We start from the raw sequence: 3865 nt of genomic DNA, 5'->3' as shown, positions 1-3865 counted from the left end.
AAAGCAGGATCCCGCTTCGACCGGGAATCGGACACGAAAGAGTCTGATAGAGTCGGAAACGCAAGACCGAAGGGAAAAGCCCGGAGGAAAGCCCCAGAGAATGTTCTGCGGGTGAGTACAAAGGAAGCGTCCGTTCCTTGAGAACTCAACAGCGTGCCAAAAGTCAACGCCAGATATGTTGATACCCCGGCCTGCTTCGGCAGGTTGGAGGTTCCTTTGAAAGTCCTACGGGGTCACTGACCCGGTAGGCAATTTACACAGCGAGGACGCTGTGAACGACCGGTCTTATTCCGTCCGGTCGTTCCGCTCTCGTGTTGTGTTGTCCCGATCACGGGAAAACATTCACGGAGAGTTTGATCCTGGCTCAGGACGAACGCTGGCGGCGTGCTTAACACATGCAAGTCGAACGATGAAGCCCTTCGGGGTGGATTAGTGGCGAACGGGTGAGTAACACGTGGGCAATCTGCCCTTCACTCTGGGACAAGCCCTGGAAACGGGGTCTAATACCGGATAACACTCTGTCCCGCATGGGACGGGGTTGAAAGCTCCGGCGGTGAAGGATGAGCCCGCGGCCTATCAGCTTGTTGGTGGGGTGATGGCCTACCAAGGCGACGACGGGTAGCCGGCCTGAGAGGGCGACCGGCCACACTGGGACTGAGACACGGCCCAGACTCCTACGGGAGGCAGCAGTGGGGAATATTGCACAATGGGCGAAAGCCTGATGCAGCGACGCCGCGTGAGGGATGACGGCCTTCGGGTTGTAAACCTCTTTCAGCAGGGAAGAAGCGAAAGTGACGGTACCTGCAGAAGAAGCGCCGGCTAACTACGTGCCAGCAGCCGCGGTAATACGTAGGGCGCAAGCGTTGTCCGGAATTATTGGGCGTAAAGAGCTCGTAGGCGGCTTGTTGCGTCGGTTGTGAAAGCCCGGGGCTTAACCCCGGGTCTGCAGTCGATACGGGCAGGCTAGAGTGTGGTAGGGGAGATCGGAATTCCTGGTGTAGCGGTGAAATGCGCAGATATCAGGAGGAACACCGGTGGCGAAGGCGGATCTCTGGGCCATTACTGACGCTGAGGAGCGAAAGCGTGGGGAGCGAACAGGATTAGATACCCTGGTAGTCCACGCCGTAAACGTTGGGAACTAGGTGTTGGCGACATTCCACGTCGTCGGTGCCGCAGCTAACGCATTAAGTTCCCCGCCTGGGGAGTACGGCCGCAAGGCTAAAACTCAAAGGAATTGACGGGGGCCCGCACAAGCAGCGGAGCATGTGGCTTAATTCGACGCAACGCGAAGAACCTTACCAAGGCTTGACATACACCGGAAAGCATCAGAGATGGTGCCCCCCTTGTGGTCGGTGTACAGGTGGTGCATGGCTGTCGTCAGCTCGTGTCGTGAGATGTTGGGTTAAGTCCCGCAACGAGCGCAACCCTTGTTCTGTGTTGCCAGCATGCCCTTCGGGGTGATGGGGACTCACAGGAGACTGCCGGGGTCAACTCGGAGGAAGGTGGGGACGACGTCAAGTCATCATGCCCCTTATGTCTTGGGCTGCACACGTGCTACAATGGCCGGTACAATGAGCTGCGATGCCGCGAGGCGGAGCGAATCTCAAAAAGCCGGTCTCAGTTCGGATTGGGGTCTGCAACTCGACCCCATGAAGTCGGAGTTGCTAGTAATCGCAGATCAGCATTGCTGCGGTGAATACGTTCCCGGGCCTTGTACACACCGCCCGTCACGTCACGAAAGTCGGTAACACCCGAAGCCGGTGGCCCAACCCCTTGTGGGAGGGAGCTGTCGAAGGTGGGACTGGCGATTGGGACGAAGTCGTAACAAGGTAGCCGTACCGGAAGGTGCGGCTGGATCACCTCCTTTCTAAGGAGCATCTAGATTCCGTGAGGAGTCCAGAGGCCATTACGTCGGCAGATGTTCGACGGTGGTTGCTCATGGGTGGAACGTTGACTATTCGGCACGACAGGTTGTTTTTCACTAGTACTGCTTCGGCGTGGAACGTGGGGGACGGCAGGTCGGGTCGGGCACGTTGTTGGGTATCTGAGGGTATGGCCGTGATGGTCGCCTTCAGTTGCCGGCCCCAGTGAACTTGCCTGTAAGGGTGAGGTGATGGGTGGCTGGTCGTTGTTTGAGAACTGCACAGTGGACGCGAGCATCTGTGGCCAAGTTTTTAAGGGCGCACGGTGGATGCCTTGGCACCAGGAACCGATGAAGGACGTGGGAGGCCACGATAGGCCCCGGGGAGCTGTCAACCGAGCTTTGATCCGGGGGTGTCCGAATGGGGAAACCCGGCAGTCGTCATGGGCTGTCACCCGCTGCTGAACACATAGGCAGTGTGGAGGGAACGAGGGGAAGTGAAACATCTCAGTACCCTCAGGAAGAGAAAACAACCGTGATTCCGGGAGTAGTGGCGAGCGAAACCGGATGAGGCCAAACCGTATGCGTGTGATACCCGGCAGGGGTTGCGCATGCGGGGTTGTGGGATCTCTCTTGATCAATCTGCCGATTGGTCGGCGAGTCAGAAACCGTTGATGTAGGCGAAGGACATGCGAAAGGTCCGGCGTAGAGGGTAAGACCCCCGTAGCTGAAACATTGACGGCTTGCTTGAGAGACACCCAAGTAGCACGGGGCCCGAGAAATCCCGTGTGAATCTGGCGGGACCACCCGCTAAGCCTAAATATTCCCTGGTGACCGATAGCGGATAGTACCGTGAGGGAATGGTGAAAAGTACCGCGGGAGCGGAGTGAAATAGTACCTGAAACCGTGTGCCTACAAGCCGTGGGAGCGTCGCTGTTGTTCTTCGGAACAGCAGTCGTGACTGCGTGCCTTTTGAAGAATGAGCCTGCGAGTTTGCGGTGTGTTGCGAGGTTAACCCGTGTGGGGAAGCCGTAGCGAAAGCGAGTCCGAACAGGGCGTTTCAGTAGCACGCTCAAGACCCGAAGCGGAGTGATCTAGCCATGGGCAGGTTGAAGCGGAGGTAAGACTTCGTGGAGGACCGAACCCACCAGGGTTGAAAACCTGGGGGATGACCTGTGGTTAGGGGTGAAAGGCCAATCAAACTCCGTGATAGCTGGTTCTCCCCGAAATGCATTTAGGTGCAGCGTCGTGTGTTTCTTGCCGGAGGTAGAGCACTGGATAGGCGATGGGCCCTACCGGGTTACTGACCTTAGCCAAACTCCGAATGCCGGTAAGTGAGAGCACGGCAGTGAGACTGTGGGGGATAAGCTCCATGGTCGAGAGGGAAACAGCCCAGAGCATCGACTAAGGCCCCTAAGCGTACGCTAAGTGGGAAAGGATGTGGAGTCGCAGAGACAACCAGGAGGTTGGCTTAGAAGCAGCCACCCTTGAAAGAGTGCGTAATAGCTCACTGGTCAAGTGATTCCGCGCCGACAATGTAGCGGGGCTCAAGCGTACCGCCGAAGTCGTGTCATTCACACATTGAGGGCCAACGCCTGTGTGGATGGGTAGGGGAGCGTCGTGTGCCGGGTGAAGCAGCCGCGGAAGCGAGTTGTGGACGGTTCACGAGTGAGAATGCAGGCATGAGTAGCGATACACACGTGAGAAACGTGTGCGCCGATTGACTAAGGGTTCCTGGGTCAAGCTGATCTGCCCAGGGTAAGTCGGGACCTAAGGCGAGGCCGACAGGCGTAGTCGATGGACAACCGGTTGATATTCCGGTACCCGCTTTGAAACGCCCAGTACTGAATCAGGCGATGCTAAGTCCGTGAAGCCGGCCCGATCTCTTCGGAGTTGAGGGTAGTGGTGGAGCCGATGAACCAGACTTGTAGTAGGTAAGCGATGGGGTGACGCAGGAAGGTAGTCCAGCCCGGGCGGTGGTAGTCCCGGGGTAAGGGTGTAGGA

At 57.6% G+C, this 3865-nt stretch carries 2 rRNA genes (1 of these 2 only partly in view); both read left to right on the top strand.

Annotated elements, in window-relative coordinates:
- Window positions 1–341 precede the first annotated feature (341 nt).
- A 16S ribosomal RNA gene (locus ABZ622_RS41590) occupies window positions 342–1867 on the top strand.
- 297 nt (window positions 1868–2164) lie between these two features.
- Window positions 2165–3865: ribosomal RNA gene (locus ABZ622_RS41585) — 23S ribosomal RNA — on the top strand; it runs 1491 nt beyond the window's last position.
- Together the 16S and 23S rRNA genes form the textbook arrangement of a ribosomal RNA operon.

The organism is Streptomyces sp. NPDC007164 (assembly GCF_040634135.1).
GTDB classification, from domain to species: domain Bacteria; phylum Actinomycetota; class Actinomycetes; order Streptomycetales; family Streptomycetaceae; genus Streptomyces; species Streptomyces sanglieri.
This window is presented reverse-complemented; position numbering and strand designations above follow the sequence as displayed.